Genomic DNA, 17,729 nt, shown 5'->3' with positions numbered 1-17,729 from the left:
TACATGACTCTTTTTGAATTACATCAAAAATTAGTAAATAAAGAAATTTCTGCCCTAGAGCTTACAAAAGCTGTATTGGCACATAAAGGTAATGTAGAGCCAACAGTACATGCGTACTTGTCTGACTCTCATGAAGCGGCGTTAGCACAAGCAGAGGCTGTAGATGCTAAAATTGCAAAAGGAGAAACTATTTCGCCATTAGCAGGGATTCCTGGGGCGATTAAAGATAATATTTGTACAAAGGGGGTGGCTACTACATGTGGATCCCATATGTTAGAAAATTTTGTGCCTCCTTACAATGCAACGGTTATCGAAAAATTACAAGCTCAAGATGCTGTTATCTTGGGTAAATTAAACATGGACGAATTTGCTATGGGTAGCTCCACAGAGAACTCTGCCTTAGGCAAAACGACAAATCCATGGAATCCAGACTATGTACCAGGCGGTTCTTCTGGCGGTAGTGCGGCTGCTGTAGCAAGTGGTAGTGCAATCTGGGCATTAGGTTCCGATACAGGTGGATCCATTCGTCAACCAGCATCCTACTGTGGCGTGGTTGGTTTGAAACCAACCTATGGCAATGTATCTCGCTATGGATTAATTGCTTATGCATCTTCGTTGGACCAAATTGGCCCTGTGATAAGAGATGTACGTGATGCAGCTATCGTGTTGAATGCTATTACAGGCCATGATTTCCATGATTCTACATCCATCCCAGGAGATCGTGTCGATTATACAAAAGCTCTTGTGAAAGATGTAAAAGGCTTGCGCATCGGTGTGCCTAAAGAATATTTTGGTGAAGGTTTACATCCAGAAGTGCGTGCAGCTTTGGAAAAAGCTATCGAAACGTATCGCAATATGGGTGCTACAATCGTAGATATTTCCTTGCCAACTACAAAATATGCCTTGTCTGCGTACTATATCATCGCTTTAGCAGAAGCAAGTTCTAACCTAGCTCGTTATGATGGAGTTAGCTACGGCCTTCGCGTGCCAGCAGATAATTTAGTGGAAATGTCCACTAAAACTCGTACGGCAGGCTTTGGTGAAGAAGTACAACGCCGTATCTTGTTAGGTACCTATGTATTGAGTTCTGGTTATTATGATGCATACTATTTAAAAGCTCTAAAAGCTCGTCGTTTGATTAAAAATGAGTTTGATGCAGCATTCCAAGAATGTGATGTATTATTAACACCAACCGCTCCGAATACAGCTTTTAAATTTGGTGAAAAAATCAACGATCCATTGACTATGTATTTAGAGGATGTATGTACAGTGCCAGTTAACTTGGCAGGTATCCCAGGTATCAGTATTCCTGCTGGATTTGGTTCTAATGGTATGCCAATCGGTATGCAATTATTGGCGCCTGCTATGGGTGAAAGTACATTGTTGCAAGCAGCCTATAGTTTTGAACAAGAATGTCCTGAATTTACAAAATTGCCAACTATGGGAGAATTGAAACTATGAAATATGAAACAGTAGTAGGCCTTGAAGTTCATACTGAACTGAAAACAAATTCAAAAATTTTCTGCTCCTGTACAACGGCCTTCGGGGGCGACCATAATACACATGTATGTCCAACTTGCTTAGGTTTGCCAGGAACCATGCCTGTATTTAACCAAAAAGTATTGGAATATGCTATCAAAGTCGGTTTAGCATTAAACTGTGAAATCGTACTATTCAATAAATTTGACCGCAAAAACTATTATTACCCAGATTTGCCTAAAAACTGGCAAACTTCTCAATTTGACTTGCCTATTTGCGTAAACGGTCATCTTGATGTAGAGGTGAATGGTGAAACTCGTCGCATTCGTATCAACCGTATCCATATGGAAGAAGATGCTGGTAAATTAGTGCATAGTGGTGCTACTATTTCTAGTTCTGATAGCTCCAATGTAGACTACAATCGTACAGGTGTACCATTGTTAGAAATCGTATCAGAACCTGATCTTCGTTCTGGTGAAGAAGCGCGCCAATATGTGGATAAAATTCGTGCTATTGTACAATATTTAGGCGTATCTGACGGACGTATGGAAGAAGGTAGTTTGCGTTGTGATGCGAACATTTCTATTCGACCAGTAGGGGAAACTAAATTAGGCACAAAAACTGAAATCAAGAATATGAACTCTTTAACAGGTATCCAAAAAGGCATTGAATACGAAGCACTTCGTCAAGCAGAAGCATTGGAAGACGGAGAAACGATTGTTCAAGAAACTCGTACTTGGGACGATAGTAAAGGTATCACTCTTTCCATGCGTAAGAAAGAGAAGGAAAATGACTACCGTTTCTTCCCAGAACCAGATTTGGTACCTATTGTGGTAGACCCTAACTATGTAGAAGAAATTCGTCAATGCTTACCAGAATTGCCAGAAGCGAAACAACAACGCTTCATGGAATCCTATGGATTGTCTAGTGAAGATGCGCGTACATTGACGAGCCAACGCGGTACAGCGGACTATTTCGATGCTGTCGTAGAGGCTGGAGCAGATGCAAAAACGGCATCTAACTGGATCATCGGTGATTTGGCAAAACTTGTGAACGATGCTGGTATTTCTTATGCGGATAGCAAAGTACAACCAAAACAATTGGCTGATATGATTAGCCTAATTGAAAAAGGCACGATTTCTGGTAAAATTGCAAAACAAGTGATTGTCAAAATGTTTGAAACTGGTAAAAATCCAGACAAAATTGTAGAAGAAGAAGGCTTAGTTCAAATTACCGATACAGGAGCTATTGAAGAAATTGTAAAACAAGTCATTGCAGATAATCCAAAATCTGTGGAAGATTTCAAATCTGGTAAAGGTAAAGCTATCGGATTCTTGGTGGGCCAAGTGATGCGTGCCTCTAAAGGTAAAGCCAATCCTGGCGTAGTGAATGAATTGTTGGAAAAACATTTATAAGCTCTATAGGAGTGACTATGAGTCAAGAACAAAAGTATGATGAAGGAACGCGCGTTCTTTCAGAAGAGGAATTGCGTGACTTTGATGGTACAACAATAGATGAAGAGGGGCGTACATATGACGCTCCTCGTTATCAATCTTCTCAACAGGAACAAGACCAATTTCAAACCATTCCTAATATGAAGATATTTTTGTGGAATGCTCTTAGTTGGAAGTGGAAACTAGGCATAGCAGTAGGCGTCGTGATGCTTATTATAGTGTTATTTGCACTAGCTAAATTTATCATTGCTGGTGCCTTTGTGATTATTTTAGCTTGGCTAGTAATGCGCTTGTTGGGAAAGTTATTTTTTTAAATGTAAATACAGAGGTTGTATTACTATGGAACAAACATTTTCATGGAAGCGGTTTGCATGGCTAGGGATAGGAACGTTTTTGTTCTATCTGTTTATGGCATGGGCGCTGCCTGTGACGGATACAGTGGAATCAAACTACGCTTTGTCTGCCGTGACCATGATGAAACATGGAGAGTTTTTGTCTCCTATGATTTATGACATGTATTGGTATGATAAACCAATTATGGCATATTGGGGGCTTATACTGTCCTACTCTTTGTTTGGTATCTCTGATTTAGCTGCTCGATTGCCATCCATTGTCGTTTCTACTTGTACAGTATTAGCGATGTATCGGATGGCTTTCAGTATATATCAAGTAGAACGGATTGCTATGTGGAGTGCCATTGCCCTAGGAACGGCGTTAGAATTTTGGTACATTGGTCATGCTGTCGTGACGGATGGATATTTATTTCTCTTTTCTATGGGTATTTTTTACTATTTATATCGTGGTATCACTGGTGAAAGTCATCGCCATATGGTCTATGCGTATATGTTTGCTGGGTTAGCGGTACTTACCAAAGGCCCTGTAGGGATTGTGCTACCAGGGATTATTTTAATTCTATATGTGGCCTTGAATCGTCGTATGGATTGGTTTAAATATGTCTTTTCTTGGAAAGGTATTCTTGCTTTTATCCTAGTCGTAGTACCTTGGTATGGATATATGTACCATGTTCATGGAGATACATTTATCCAAGGATTTTTAGGCCTACATAATATAACGAGGGCTACTGTACCAGAACATCCTGAACATAATTGGTGGTATTTATATTTTGCCTTGTTGCCAGTATGCATGATGCCATGGACTAGCTTTGTAGTTCGTGGTATCAATAAACAGAAACACGCCTATATTTGGTATTGGTCTATTTTTTGGTTTGTAGGAACCGTTCTGTTCTACACGTGTATGGCCACTAAATATGTTACCTACACATTTATTATGCTGATTCCTTTGGCATTATGGGCAGGCATGGGCATTCATGCTTGTATAGAAGGATACAAAGAGCGTAAGATGACATGGAGGGTGTTTACCCTATATGCACTGGGTGGATTTCCATTTTTACTAGGATTAGTCATAGTGGGATTGAGTATGTCTTTGTCACATAGTGCGTATCTTTGGATAAGCTTGGTTGTAACCGTGTTGACTTTTATTTATGTTGGAACCAAACGAACTGGGCATGCCTTAGTACGCAGTATGGCAACGAGTGCTATTGTATTCTATTTAGCATTAATTCCTAACTTAGTGACAGTTATGGAAGACCAATCTGGAAAAATATTAGCCAATGAAATAATGGCACTAGAAGGAGCTACGCCAGTAGAGGTGTATCAATATGGCAATTATCGTACATCCTTATCCTATTATTTGGGACGGACTACCTCCTTCATACATTACAAAGAGCACGAAAGCGTTTGGGAAGATGGGAAAAACATCATGCCTAAGGTGAAACCTAGTGATTTGGCAAAGGATACAGAGAAACTATCACATGCTTTAATTTATGTGCCAAATAAATACACAATTTATTTCAAAGAAACAAATTTATATAACCAGGTTCAACTTGTAGAAAGAAATTCTCTAGGAGTCTTCTACAAAGCGAAATAATGGTAATTATAGTATTGGGGATGCTCCTAGGGAGTATCCCCTATAAGTTTCTGTTACTATAGGACAGGCGGCATGAGACCTACATTCAAGAAATATTGTATGACTCGATAATAAATGAAGGAGGACAGAGAAAGCGATTCTAAAAGGCTTATGTTTATATACAAAAATAGATATGAAACAGGCACCAACGCAATAGCTGGTGCCTGTTTTGTGCTTGTAGTAGTTTATTTCGCCTCAGGATCTAAGGACAACGGTTGTGTACCTAACATTGTAGTTAAGTTATTGATATTAAAGCGATAGGCTTTATTGGAGAAATCTCGTGTTACATCATAGTTACCAGATGGAGCATGTATGATGCCCACTAGCATATCATACAATAAGTCATTGGTGAAATATTGTTGTTCATGATTGCGTAGGGTAATTGCTGTTTCTGGATACGCATTACGATATGTAGGAGATAAGTACACCCACATTGGTATCCGTGTCATTCCAAAGTTGAAAATGTCTGGATTGTGAGATGTTTTAATATTTTCTCCGTGGTCAGAGAAATAGACCATGGCTTGTAAGTTTAAGTTATCCTTAGCATAGGTGTAAATTTCTTGTAACAGCCAATCAGTATATAGTTGGCTATTTGCATAAGCTTCAATTCCTTCAGGGTTTGGACCTTGTTTCCATTTGCTGAACTCGTGAGGATATCTATCGTTGTAGTAGATATGACTACCCATAATATGGATGACGATGAAATTATTTTGGTTCTTTGGTACGTCTTTTAAAAGTGGTAACAAAGCGCCATCATATTGATCAGAGAAGGCATAGGATTCATGAGCCCAACGGGGCGTATCACTTGCTTTTGCAATGAGAGAGATAGCTGTATCGTATTCACCATATACACCTTGGTTAGATAACCAAGAGGTGTGATATCCAGCTTTTTTTGCTACATCGATAATGGTTGTGGCATCAAAGAATGGTTTGTCGTCATATTGATTGCGCTCTGTTAAGGCTCTTTCCAAGGTTGGTACAGTCTGCACATAGGAAGAGTAAGCGTGTTTAAAGACATTGAAGTTTGGATTTTGATACAGGGAACCTTGCCATGGAGTATCATCGTAAGGGAAGCCAGGAGTATACATTTTCATGTAATCTCTAGAAGAAGATTCTCCAATGACTAAGATGACAGTACCTGGAGTTTTTTGCGCCGCTGTTTCGGTAGTGCTTAATTGTAAATTGTTAAATACACTAACATGCTTATCATTATAAGATTGCAACTCTTTCATATAGGCTCGAACTTCTAGCCAATTGCTGACAATATCTGTACGAGGGAAAAGGTAATATCCACCATACACGATGAGGGCGATGGATAGAATCCATTTTATATCATCTTGATATCGCTGAAAGAAAGAGGAATAGAACACAGTAGGCTCATCGTTCGTTTGAGCTTTTACATTGGCAAAGTATAAAAGACCAAGTATGATAGCGATACCTATGATAGCCCCTCCGATGCCACCTACGCCGATAATATTTTTTACAAATCCTAAGGCTTCCTCGGGGTTGGTTTGATACAATGCCATCATAGTGGCAGGAGTAATACAATGCCAAGTGGATAGATAGTACCCGATTTGACCAACTGGTATAAGGAGCAATGCTACGTCAAGGATGCTGTATAGAGCAGACCAAATACGTTTTGCCTTTCCCCATTGTAGTAGCCAATAGTGGGTGACACTAAGACCACAGAATAAGACTAGACCAAATAAAAAATCGTTGGCGAATTCGTAGAAGTAAAAAGGCTTTTCATAAGACCAGTGAAATAAGAGCGGGAATGTTAATGCCCAACTGATACCTACGATGCCATGACCAATGATATATCCCTTTGTAAAGGAACTACGAATGATCGATTGTAAGACTGTTAAGCCTACAATAGTAGGAACGAATAAGGTAAGGATATCTTCTATGTCAAACCCTAAAGTAATTGGTTCGTAGATGTAAAATAGTGCCACTGCGATGATAGTGGACACGATGGTATACAGTCCCAACTGTTTCCATCTTTGACGATGCATAGTGTCGCCTCTCTTTCTGGGTGTAGCAATTTTCGCCCATTTCATTTATAATACTTATTAGATACATACGTTGGTATGTCTATGTATTATTCTAACTGTTTCTAATAGGAAATGCAATTTTTTCATACAAGGTGTGGTGAAAGCCATACCTTTATTTTTGGTAGAAAGGAGTTTTCATGAATACCTACGATTTTAAACTGGATATTTTTGAAGGCCCTTTGGATCTTTTGTTGCATTTGATTGAAAAGAATCAGATTGATATATACGATATTCCCATTGTGCATATCACCTCACAATATATGGATATACTCAAAACTTGGAATCAATTTGATATTGCCTATAGTAGTGAGTTTTTAGTGATGGCAGCTACGTTGTTGCAGATTAAGTCACGCCTTTTATTGCCTAAGATAAATCATAAGGATGAAAGTGATACAGAAGATCCACGAGACGAATTGGTGAATCGATTGGTGGAGTTTAAACGCATCAAAGAATTGACGGAGCTCCTAGAAGAACGTGTATCCGATGGATCCTATGTATTTAATAGACCGGAAGAGCTTAGCCAAGTGGGATTAGATCTTGTTTGTACTGTGGAGTGGGATGCATTAGTGGCATGCTTTCAGAAAGTGCAGGAACGATATGATCGACCTGAGGTAGAAGCTCCCAAAGTTATGATGGAACGTGAAGAATATACATTGGAACAAGGGATTGAAGATGTATTACTAGCGACGAGGAATCAACAAGTGCCCTGTGTAAATTTATTTGCTTCGGTACAGACGAAGGAAGAAAGTGTGGTTACATTTTTGGCATTATTAGAGTTAATGAAACGTCAACTATTGCGAATTATAGTGGGCAATCACGATATATATAACGTGATTGTAGAAGGTATAGAAGAAGGAGATGCGCTGTGAATAGCATTGAATTTCAGCAGTTAGAGGCTGTATTATTTGCAGCAGCTACCCCTTTAACGATAGATACATTAGCAGATATTTTTGAAGTCTATGCACCAGAAGTTGAAAAAGCTATCAAAGGTTACGAAGAAAGGTTAGTACAGGAACGGCGAGGAATTAGGATTCGTAAAAGTGCATCGGGCATAGAACTAGTGAGCGCCCAAGAATGCAGTGAATTTGTTACTAAAATTCGCCATAGAGATGAAAAGCTATCTGGAGCGGCTATGGAAACGTTGGCTGTAATTGCTTTCAAACAGCCTATCACAAAAGGTGAAGTAGAAGAATTTCGTGGTGTGAACTGTGAAAAAGTATTAAAACAATTATTGGCCCGTGACATGATTGTAGAGTTAGGACGAAAGGAAACTATCGGACGTCCTGTAATTTACGGAACATCGGATAACTTTTTAAGGACTGTAGGTGCCAATTCTATTGAAGAATTGCAACAGTCTATGCCTCTTTCAGCGGGGTTATCCATAGATATAGAAGGAGATTAATATGGAACTAGAACGTTTGCAAAAATATATTGCCCGTTGTGGTGTGGCATCACGACGAAAAGCAGAAGAATTGATTACTTCTGGCAAAGTACTTGTGAATGGTAAATATGTAAAAGAACTGGGTGCAAAGGTAAATCCTACACGGGACCGCGTTAAAGTGGATGGACAACTATTGGAGCCAGAGGCATTGGAATATTATATTTTTAACAAGCCAAAAGGGGTGATTACATCTATTACAGATCCTGAAGGACGCAAAACTGTTATGGATTATATTAACTCTGTAAAAGTTCGTATTTATCCTATAGGCCGATTAGACTACCATACAGAAGGATTATTACTATTGACGAATGATGGAACTATGGCGCAAAATTTAGCGCATCCATCAAAAGGTGTGACGAAAACCTACGAAGTAAAAGTAAAAGATCGTGTGCTTGATGAACATTTAGAACAGTTAGCAGTAGGTATCAAACTAGAAGATGGTATGACGGCGCCTTGCGAAATTACAGACTACGGATTTAATGGAAAAACAGGTCTTACCACTGTAGAAATTACCATCCATGAAGGGCGTAATCGTCAAGTACGCCGTATGTTTGAACACTTTGGGTACTCTATTCATAATTTGAAACGCATCAATTATGCGGGATTGAATTTGAAAGGGTTGAAACGTGGGGCTTTTCGTAAATTAACTCGTGAAGAAGTGAAACAATTACAAGCGATAAAATAAGGATACATATGAAAAAAATTATTGTCATCGGTGGTGGCGCTGCAGGTCTTATGGCTGGCGTCCGAGCTGCACAATTAGGTGCCTCTGTGCGTATCATTGAAAAAATGAAGATGGTGGGCCTTAAAATGGGGATTACAGGAAAAGGGCGTTGTAATGTGACCAATGCAGCTCCTATAGAAGATTTTATTAAGCAAACGCCTGGAAATGGAAAATTTCTATATAGTGCGTACCAACAATGGACAAATGAAGATATGATTCATTTGCTCAATAGTTGGGGTGTCCCTACTAAGGTTGAGCGCGGTGGCCGTGTGTTTCCAGAGTCTGATAAAGCAACGGATGTGCGCAATGCTTTTATAGACACGTATCGTAAATTAGGTGGACAACTTCACTTAGAAGAAAGTGTTAAGGATTTAATCGTACGAGATGGCGCTATTACAGGTGTGATTACAGATAAAGGAACCTATGAGTGCGATGCAGCCATCATCGCAACAGGTGGGATGTCCTATCCATTGACTGGCTCCACTGGAGATGGCTATGAATTAGCCTCTTCTGTGGGACATTCTATCGTGGAATTGAGACCATCTTTAATTCCTTTAGAAACAAAAGAACATTGGGTGAAAGACTTAATGGGGCTGAGCCTTAAAAATGTAGAAGTCTCTATTATTGCGAAAGATAAAGTGCAGACAAAACAATTTGGAGAAATGCTATTTGCCCATTTTGGGGTCACAGGACCGATTATTTTATCAGCTTCTCATACAGTGACCAAATTATTGAAGAAAAAGGTAGATCCCATTACTATTGAAATTAATCTAAAACCAGCATTAACTAAAGAGGTTTTAGATAAGCGGGTACAACGTGATTTCAGTGAGTCTCAAAATAAGCAATTAGTGAACGTATTGAAAGGTTTATTGCCATCCAAGTTAATTCCAGTTATATGTCAATTAGCAGAATTAGAAGGAACCAAGGCGATTCACGATATTACCAAAGAGGAGCGCTTGCGACTAGTGGATGCCATACAACATATGCGACTCACCGTACATAAACCTCGCCCTATAGCGGAGGCCATTGTGACAGCTGGTGGCATTTCTGTAAAAGAAGTAGATCCAAAAACGATGCAATCTAAATTGGTGCATGGTTTATATATGGCAGGAGAAGTCTTGGATGTGGATGCGTTCACAGGGGGCTATAATCTGCAAGTTGCGTTTTCTACAGCCTACGTAGCTGCTACTCATGCAGCAGAAGGAGGAGTCTAATATGAATCGACGAATTTCCGTAGCCATTGATGGTCCTGCTGGTGCAGGTAAAAGTAGTATTTCTAAAGTAGTAGCCAAGAAATTAGGGTATTTATATATTGATACAGGAGCTATGTATCGTGGCATTACCTGGGCACTACTGAATGCGGGTATATCTATTGATGATGTAGATGCAGTAGAAGCTGCTTTGTCTAAGATTCAATTAGAACTACGTGTAGAAGAAACGGGTTTATCTGTATGGGTAAATGGAACAGATGTATCCCAAGATATCCGTACGCAATATGTGACAAGTCACGTGTCTCAAGTGGCTGCACAAAAAGCAGTGCGCACTAAGTTGGTAGAAATGCAACGTCACATGGCATCAGCGGGCGGTGTGATTCTTGATGGTAGGGATATTGGTTCTGTTGTGTTACCTAATGCGGAATTAAAAGTCTATCTAACAGCATCTGTGGAGACTCGTGGGCATCGACGTTGGTTGGAGTTGAAAGATTCCGAGAATATCTCTTTGGAAGAAGTATGTCGTACTGTAGCAGAGCGAGATGCCATGGATATGAATCGAAAGGAATCTCCTCTTGTATGCGTAGATGATGCAGTGGTTGTAGAAACGGATCATCTTAGTATAGAAGAAACTGTTCAAACTCTTGTTGACTTAATTCGTAAAGCGGAACTAGGAGGGCATCATGGATAAATTTTCTGAATGCTTATGGAGATCTGCGTTTACCATCGTTTATGGATGGTGGTATGGCACAAAGGTATATGGGAAAGAAAATGTACCTAAAGAAGGGCCGGTCATCATTTCTCCAAACCATAAGAGTAATAATGACCCTCCTTTATGTGGCTTTGCATTACCACGTCATGTGAACTTCATGGCAAAAGAAGAGCTATTTAGAAATCCAATTTCTAAATTAGTTTGTACTTGGCTAGGAGCCTTTCCGGTGCGACGAGGTGGAGTCGATAAATTAGCTATTCGTCATGCTATGAATTTATTGAAGGATAATTTAATGCTTGGTATTTTTCCAGAAGGGACACGACAAAAGGGTGATTCTTTAGGGCGCTTTCACGATGGCGTAGCTTCGATGGCGTTGCGTACAGGGGTACCAGTAGTACCGATAGCCATTGTAGGAAGCGATAAAATGATTCGTGGAGAAGTAGCTGTTATTATTGGAAAACCGATTGTAGTAGCAAAAGCAAAAGCAACTGTAGAGGCTATTGCAGACGTGAATAATGTGGTAAAAACAGCTATCCAAACTATGATTGATGAATATAAAGCAGGTAAGTATAAATAGGGGAATGCTATGTTTACAATACGATTAGCAGAAAATTGTGGGTTTTGCTACGGCGTAAAGCGTGCTGTTACTATGGCAGAAAAAGCAGCAGACTCACAAGATTTGAGTTATACATTGGGACCAATTATTCATAACCCTCAAGTAGTAGGTCGGTTAGAAGATAATGGTGTCTATGCCATTAATGAATTGAGTGATGTAGAAGAAGGTACTATTATCATTCGCTCCCATGGGGTTGGTCCAGAAGTATATGAAGAGGCAGAAACAAGAGGTTTACCAGTTATAGATGCCACCTGTCCTCATGTGCAAAAAGCACAAAGAGATGCGAAGTCAGTTGTTGATGAAGGGCTTACGCTCATTATCTTGGGTGAAAAGAAACATCCAGAAGTAAAGAGTATTAATCTATGGGCAGGTAATAAAGGTATTATAGTAGAAACAGAAGAGGATGCTAGAAATATTCAATTCGTGGAAAAAATTGGAGTTGTAGTACAAACTACCTTTTCACAATTTAAGTTTCAAAGTATAATAAAAATATTAGAACAAAAATCTAATGATCAAAAGATCTTCAAGACAATTTGTCAGGCTACTGAGGAACGTCAAAATTCTGCTGTAGCTTTGGCGAAAGAAGTGGATCTTATGATCGTGGTAGGTGGGAAGAACTCCGGCAACACGACTAGATTAGCAGAAGTATGTCGTGATGTAGGGTGTACTACATACCACATCGAAACTGCTACTGAAATACAAATGACGTGGTTGAAAGACGTCACAACAGTAGGAGTCACGGCTGGTGCATCGACACCAGACTGGATAATTAAGGAGGTCATTCAGACGATGGAAAATTTTGCAGAATTATTTGCAGCATCAGAAGCGCAAGCAGAAGAATTTAAGAAAGGTAATGTGATTGAAGGGGAAGTTGTACAAATCGATGACGAACGTGCATATGTATCCTTTGGCTACAAAACAGAAGCACAACTAGAGAGAAAAGAAATGGCATACCCTACACCAGCTTCTGCTAAAGATGTATTAAAGGAAGGCGATAAAATCAAAGCTGTTATCCTTAACCACATCAAAGAAGATAGCCCAATTTATCTTTCTATCACTCGTTTGGCTAAAGATGAAGATTGGCAATATGTTATTGAAGCACAAGAAAAAGATGAACCAATCATCTGTAAAGGTGTGGATGCAATTCCTGCAGGTTTAGTCGTAACTGTTAAGTCTTTACGTGGTTTTATTCCACTTTCCCAAGGTGACATTCACTTCGTGAAATCCCTTGATAACTTAGTAGGTACAGAATTCGAAGCTAAAGTACTTGAAGTTGAAGAAAAGAAAAACCGTTTAGTTCTTTCTCGTCGTGAAGTACTTGAAGTGGAACGCCAAGCTAAATTAAAAGAAGCGTTAGCAAATGTAGAAGTTGGCGGTACTTACAAAGGTACTGTTCGTAAAATCATGCCTTATGGCGCATTTGTTGATATCGGAGGAATCGAAGGTTTACTTCACATTTCCGACATTTCTTGGCAAAAAATTAAACGCGTTGAAGACGTGTTAGCGGTAGGTCAAGAAATCGATGTTAAATTACAATCCTTTGATGAAGAAAACAGCAAAATCTCTTTATCTTTAAAAGCATTATCCAAAAGCCCATGGGACGTTGCAGAAGAAACTATCCATGTAGGTGATGTAGTAACTGGTAAAGTAGTTCGCACAGTACAATACGGTGCATTTGTTGCTATCAACGATGATATCCAAGGTTTACTTCACATCTCTCAAGTGACTAAACAACGTAATGCAAAAGTAGAAGACTACTTGAGCCGCGGTCAAGAAGTAGAAGTAGAAGTAATTTCTTTCAACAAAGATGAAAAGAAATTAGGTTTAAAATTAACTGAGTTAATGGAACCAGTAGCAACTGAAGAAGAAGCTGAATAATTTCTAGATAATAGAAGAACAGTAGGTCCAATGGACTTACTGTTCTTTTTTGCTTTCGTTTATGTGATACAATATAAGTTGATAAACTATGTGTTCTTACTCTTCCTTTGAGGAAGTTGAAATATGAGGTGAAAGCATGTCAAAACCATTAGTTGCGGTCGTAGGAAGACCGAATGTAGGAAAGTCTACATTATTTAATGCCATTGTTAATAAACGAATTTCGATCGTAGAAGATATTCCAGGTGTTACACGGGATAGAATTTATTTTGATGCAGAATGGCTACAACGTGAATTTACTATGATTGACACTGGTGGGATTGAGTTTATTACTGCAGAAAGTCATGAAATTCCTAAAATGATGCGTTTTCAGGCACAACTAGCGATTGAAGAAGCTGATGTGATTCTCTTTGTTGTAGATGGTAAGCAAGGGATTACCATTGCTGATGAAGAAGTGGCCAACTTGTTGCGTGCTAGTGGTAAGCCTGTGATTTTAGTAGTTAACAAAATCGATAGTGTAAATCAAGAGGCTAATATTTATGAGTTCTATAATTTAGGTATTGGTGATCCAATTGGTATTTCTGCTAAAAATTTGATGAATTTAGGTGATTTACTTGATGATGTAGTGAAACATTTTCCTCCACAAAGTGCTAGTGAGGAAGATGAAGATACAATCCATGTAGCCTTGATTGGGCGTCCTAATGTGGGTAAATCATCTCTAACAAATGCCTTATTAGGTCAAGAACGTGTTATTGTTAGTGATGTGGCTGGTACAACACGTGATTCTATCGACACCCATTGGAGTCATGATGGACAGGATTTTGTATTAATCGATACAGCAGGTATGCGACGTAAATCTCGTATTGATGCACCTGTAGAAAGATATAGTATTGTTCGTTCTCTCCGTGCTATTGATCGCTCTGATATTGTTGTTTTAGTATTAGATGCTACAGATGGAGTAACTGAACAAGATAAAAAAATTGTTGGCTATGCTCATGAATCTGGAAAAGGTTTAGTCATCGTTGTCAATAAATGGGATCTGATTGAAAAAGACGATAAAACTACATTGCGATTCACAGAAGATATATATGATGAAATGGGATTTTTGCGTTATGCTCCGATCTTGTTTGCTTCAGCTTTAACGAAACAACGTGTTCATCGCTTAGCAGAATTAATTAAATATGTATCTGAGCAACAACATATGCGTATTTCTACAAGTGTGTTGAATCAATTGTTATCGGATGCACAAACAGTTAATCCAGTGCCATCTCGTGGTGGACGTATTCCTAAAATTTATTATATGACACAGGCTAGTGTAAAACCGCCAACATTTATATTATTTGTGAATGAACCTGAATTGATTCATTTTTCCTATATGCGTTTCTTAGAAAATCGACTTCGAGAATCCTTTGGATTTGAGGGAACTCCAATTCGCTTAGTACTTCGTGGTAAGAAGGGATCTGATGAAGAATGATAACGGTGGAAATTGTTGTATTAGTTTTACTTGCATACGTAATAGGTTCTATTCCTACAGGTTTAATTATTGGAAAGCTATGTTTTCATACAGATGTACGTCAATATGGTAGTAAAAATATTGGTGCTACCAATACGTATCGTGTACTAGGGATGAAAGCTGCTTTGCCTGTTTTCCTAGGGGATGCTGGAAAGGGTGCCATAGGAGTTCTCTTATTTTCGCCGAATCCAGAATGGATGATTGTAGGTGGCTTATGTGCTATGATTGGTCATAATTGGTCTATTTTTCTTGGCTTTTCTGGCGGTAGAGGGGTTGCGACAGGATTGGGGGTACTCATTGCATTATCTTCTATAGCGGCTATAATTTGCTTTGCTGTATGGGGCATTATTGTCAAGTTTACTTCCTATGTGTCCTTAGGATCTATCGTAGCAGCTACTCTTGTGCCTATTGTGATGTATTGTTTATCTGAACCTTTACCATACATCATCTTTGGCGCTATAGCGGCATTATTTGTCGTATTCCGTCATAGAGAAAATATTGTACGTCTTTTGCAAGGAAAAGAATTAGCTGTTAAACGTATTACAAAGGATAAGTAATTATGAAAATTGCAGTCATTGGATCAGGTAGCTGGGGCACTGCATTAGCTCTAAAAGGGCTAGAGGCGGGGCATCAAGTGACGATGTATTGTCGCACGGAAGAAAAAGCAAATTATTTGCGTGAATATCGTATTAACCCTTATTTGCCAGATGTAGTTTTACCACTTACTTTAGAGTTTCAACATTCTTATAGCAAAGCTTTACAAGATGCAGAAGTGGTATTGATGGTTACTCCATCAACTTATGTGAGGCGTACTCTACAAGAATTAAAGCCCTATCTAGGACCTTCTATGATTATAGTAGGTTGCTCTAAAGGATTGGAAAAAGATAGTGAAAAGCGATTATCTCAGGTTATTGAAGAAGAGGTACAGGGCTTAGTGAAAGCAACGGCTATTTTATCTGGGCCTAATCATGCAGAAGAAGTAGGCAGTGGTTTGCCGGCTGCCACAGTTGTAGCAAGTCAAAATGAAGATGCTATATGTAGTTTGCAACGTGCTTTGGGAGGTCCTAGTTTTCGAGTGTATGGGAATACAGATGTAATCGGCGTAGAACTAGGAGGAGCCACAAAAAATATTATTGCTTTAGCAGCGGGAATTGCACATGGCATGCAATTAGGAGATAATTTGTTAGCAGCCTTATTAACTCGTGGTCTTCATGAAATGACAAAGTTTGGTGTTGCCATGGGAGCAAAATCAGAAACCTATGCAGGGCTTTCAGGAATGGGAGATTTAATCGCTACTTGTATGAGTCCCCATAGTCGGAATCGGCGAGCTGGACAAAAGTTGGCAAATGGAGAAACTATGGAGGATATCATTAATCGATCCCAAATGGTGGTAGAAGGTTTTTTTGCAGTACGTATTATATATGACATAGCTAAAGTAAAAGGGATTGATATGCCTATTACTAATGCTTTGTATGAGGTATTATATCATCAAGTTTCTCCTGCTGAGGTGTTGATGCAGTTAATGATGCGAGATGTAAAACAAGAAGTTTGTAATAAGTAACAGATTATGAGGAAGATTTTATAAAAAATCTATTGTACCCCATAGTAAAATCATGTAGAATATACAAGTATAGGTAGTAAATTATATGAGAATTATTTCAGGAACAGCCAAAGGGCATACTATACAGGCTCCGAAGGGGATGGATACAAGACCTACACAAGATCGAGTGCGTGAGAGTATTTGTAATGTTATACAAAGTCGAAGAGGATTTTTTGAAGCTCAGGTGCTAGATTTGTTTTCGGGTACTGGCGCATTAGCCATAGAGTCCTTAAGTCGAGGTGCTAGTCATGCCATCGCAGTAGATACACGCACTGTTGATTGTATCCAAAGTAATAGCCGACACTGTAAAGTAGATGATCGATTAGAAATTATGAAATGTACTATGGAATCAGCACTTACACGGTTACAAGGAAAGCAGTTTCAGTTAATATTTTCAGATCCCCCTTATGAAAAAGGGTATGTTCAAAAAACTTTGGACTTAGTGGACGAGTTACAATTACTTACCGAAGATGGCTTTTTAATTATAGAACGCCATAAGAATGAAACTCTAGAATTATTGCCTAAGTGGGTGGTTGTGAAAGCTTTATCCTTTGGGTATACTCGCGTTGACATTCTTTGTCGAGAACCATAGAAAGGGGCTTATACTGTGAGAATTGGAGTTTGTCCAGGTAGTTTTGATCCTGTTACAAATGGACATATAGATATATTTGAGCGCGCTAGTAAATTAGTGGATAAGTTAATAGTAGTAATTTTAGAAAATCCAAATAAGAAGTATTTATTCACTTTGGATGAGAGGGCAGAGTTAATTCGTCAATCTGTATCACATATTTCTAACATTGAAGTTGATTTTGGAAGCGGTTTGTTGAATGAGTATGTGAAATCACGAGATAGTCATATCATCATCCGTGGACTTCGAGCTTTAAGTGACTTTGAATATGAATTTCAACGTGCTTTGTTTTCAAAATATTTGGATGATGAGATTGAAACTGTTTTTATTATGACCAATAATAAATATGCCTTTGTAAGCTCTACAGGTATACGGGAATTGGCTAGGTATGGTGGTAAGTTAGATGGCTTAGTACCTACAGTTGTGAAACAAGCATTGG

The 17,729-nt window shown here is 38.9% G+C and carries 17 protein-coding genes; 16 read left to right on the top strand and 1 reads right to left on the bottom strand.

Annotated elements, in window-relative coordinates:
• The first annotated feature begins 3 nt into the window (after window positions 1–3).
• The 4 genes from gatA to HMPREF9200_RS05525 are packed head-to-tail and all read left to right on the top strand — an operon-like array spanning window position 4 to window position 4,880.
• A complete protein-coding gene (gene gatA, locus HMPREF9200_RS05540; RefSeq protein WP_009353849.1) occupies window positions 4–1,461 on the top strand; it encodes an Asp-tRNA(Asn)/Glu-tRNA(Gln) amidotransferase subunit GatA in 1,458 nt (485 codons plus the stop codon).
• Window positions 1,458–2,894, top strand: a complete 1,437-nt coding sequence (gene gatB / locus HMPREF9200_RS05535) for an Asp-tRNA(Asn)/Glu-tRNA(Gln) amidotransferase subunit GatB (protein ID WP_009353832.1) — start codon at window positions 1,458–1,460, stop codon at window positions 2,892–2,894. The genes gatA and gatB overlap by 4 nt, the downstream gene beginning before the upstream one ends.
• A gap of 17 nt (window positions 2,895–2,911) precedes the next feature.
• A complete protein-coding gene (locus tag HMPREF9200_RS05530) occupies window positions 2,912–3,247 on the top strand; it encodes a hypothetical protein (RefSeq protein ID WP_009353859.1) in 336 nt (111 codons plus the stop codon).
• 25 nt (window positions 3,248–3,272) lie between these two features.
• Complete coding sequence (locus HMPREF9200_RS05525) at window positions 3,273–4,880, top strand: glycosyltransferase family 39 protein (protein ID WP_009353855.1); 1,608 nt, start codon at window positions 3,273–3,275, stop codon at window positions 4,878–4,880.
• A gap of 224 nt (window positions 4,881–5,104) precedes the next feature.
• Here HMPREF9200_RS05525 and HMPREF9200_RS05520 read toward each other — a convergent pair whose 3' ends face one another.
• The gene (locus tag HMPREF9200_RS05520) at window positions 5,105–6,931 is read right to left on the bottom strand and encodes a phosphoethanolamine transferase (protein ID WP_009353854.1); all 1,827 of its coding nucleotides are present in this window, start codon (window positions 6,929–6,931) and stop codon (window positions 5,105–5,107) included.
• A gap of 176 nt (window positions 6,932–7,107) precedes the next feature.
• Here HMPREF9200_RS05520 and HMPREF9200_RS05515 point away from each other — a divergent pair, with 176 nt between their 5' ends.
• The 12 genes from HMPREF9200_RS05515 to coaD form a co-directional block, all read left to right on the top strand.
• The gene (locus HMPREF9200_RS05515) at window positions 7,108–7,839 is read left to right on the top strand and encodes a ScpA family protein (protein WP_009353860.1); all 732 of its coding nucleotides are present in this window, start codon (window positions 7,108–7,110) and stop codon (window positions 7,837–7,839) included.
• Entirely contained in the window at window positions 7,836–8,372 is a 537-nt protein-coding gene (scpB, locus tag HMPREF9200_RS05510) for an SMC-Scp complex subunit ScpB (protein WP_009353824.1), read from the top strand. Before HMPREF9200_RS05515 ends, scpB begins: the two co-directional genes overlap by 4 nt.
• 1 nt (window position 8,373) lies before the next feature.
• Window positions 8,374–9,096, top strand: a complete 723-nt coding sequence (locus HMPREF9200_RS05505) for a pseudouridine synthase (protein ID WP_009353834.1) — start codon at window positions 8,374–8,376, stop codon at window positions 9,094–9,096.
• Window positions 9,097–9,104: 8 nt separating this feature from the next.
• Window positions 9,105–10,349 (top strand): NAD(P)/FAD-dependent oxidoreductase, encoded by a 1,245-nt coding sequence (locus tag HMPREF9200_RS05500; RefSeq protein ID WP_009353864.1) that lies wholly within the window; start codon window positions 9,105–9,107, stop codon window positions 10,347–10,349.
• Window position 10,350: 1 nt separating this feature from the next.
• A complete protein-coding gene (gene cmk / locus HMPREF9200_RS05495; RefSeq protein WP_009353847.1) occupies window positions 10,351–11,037 on the top strand; it encodes a (d)CMP kinase in 687 nt (228 codons plus the stop codon).
• Window positions 11,030–11,635, top strand: a complete 606-nt coding sequence (locus HMPREF9200_RS05490) for a 1-acyl-sn-glycerol-3-phosphate acyltransferase (RefSeq protein ID WP_009353861.1) — start codon at window positions 11,030–11,032, stop codon at window positions 11,633–11,635. The genes cmk and HMPREF9200_RS05490 overlap by 8 nt, the downstream gene beginning before the upstream one ends.
• 9 nt (window positions 11,636–11,644) lie before the next feature.
• Window positions 11,645–13,552, top strand: a complete 1,908-nt coding sequence (locus HMPREF9200_RS05485) for a bifunctional 4-hydroxy-3-methylbut-2-enyl diphosphate reductase/30S ribosomal protein S1 (RefSeq protein WP_009353850.1) — start codon at window positions 11,645–11,647, stop codon at window positions 13,550–13,552.
• 136 nt (window positions 13,553–13,688) lie between these two features.
• Window positions 13,689–15,023, top strand: a complete 1,335-nt coding sequence (gene der / locus HMPREF9200_RS05480) for a ribosome biogenesis GTPase Der (RefSeq protein ID WP_009353825.1) — start codon at window positions 13,689–13,691, stop codon at window positions 15,021–15,023.
• Window positions 15,023–15,619 (top strand): glycerol-3-phosphate 1-O-acyltransferase PlsY, encoded by a 597-nt coding sequence (gene plsY / locus HMPREF9200_RS05475; RefSeq protein WP_038144957.1) that lies wholly within the window; start codon window positions 15,023–15,025, stop codon window positions 15,617–15,619. Before der ends, plsY begins: the two co-directional genes overlap by 1 nt.
• Window positions 15,620–15,621: 2 nt before the next feature.
• Window positions 15,622–16,623: an NAD(P)H-dependent glycerol-3-phosphate dehydrogenase gene (locus HMPREF9200_RS05470; protein ID WP_009353856.1), complete on the top strand. Its 1,002-nt coding sequence runs from the start codon at window positions 15,622–15,624 to the stop codon at window positions 16,621–16,623.
• Window positions 16,624–16,708: 85 nt separating this feature from the next.
• Window positions 16,709–17,254 carry a 16S rRNA (guanine(966)-N(2))-methyltransferase RsmD gene (gene rsmD, locus HMPREF9200_RS05465; RefSeq protein ID WP_009353851.1) on the top strand — a complete coding sequence of 182 codons (546 nt, stop codon included), beginning with the start codon at window positions 16,709–16,711 and terminating at the stop codon, window positions 17,252–17,254.
• Between the two features lie 15 nt (window positions 17,255–17,269).
• Window positions 17,270–17,729 (top strand): pantetheine-phosphate adenylyltransferase (gene coaD, locus HMPREF9200_RS05460; protein WP_009353837.1); only part of this gene is annotated, 460 nt, incomplete at its 3' end.

Origin of the sequence: Veillonella sp. oral taxon 780 str. F0422 (genome assembly GCF_000221605.1) — a bacterium.
Taxonomy (GTDB): Bacteria; Bacillota; Negativicutes; order Veillonellales; family Veillonellaceae; genus F0422.
This window is presented reverse-complemented; position numbering and strand designations above follow the sequence as displayed.